The following is a 220-nucleotide window of genomic DNA, read 5'->3' on the forward strand; positions in this document are numbered from 1 at the left end:
TGGGGGTAAGTGCCATCGGCCAAGGTGGTGCCGGTTAAGTCGATGCTCCAGTTACCGCTGGCATCAATCACCAAGCCGTTGGCAGTGGTGTACACCACGCCATTGATGGTGACGGCCAAGGTGCTGTTGTCACCTAAATCGACCGTGCCGTTGAAAATCAGGGTGTTGTCGTTGGTGATGAAGTCGCTGCCGGAGGCGCCGGTGTCATCGGTAATGCTGG

1 protein-coding gene is annotated in these 220 nt (G+C 57.3%); it reads right to left on the bottom strand.

What is annotated here, in order from left to right; all coding sequences use genetic code 11:
- Positions 1-220: Ig-like domain-containing protein (locus tag MO387_RS21105; protein ID WP_242326531.1), on the bottom strand; the 220-nt coding region annotated here is incomplete at both ends.

It is taken from the genome of Shewanella sp. N2AIL (assembly GCF_022690845.1).
Taxonomy (GTDB): domain Bacteria; phylum Pseudomonadota; class Gammaproteobacteria; order Enterobacterales; family Shewanellaceae; genus Shewanella; species Shewanella baltica.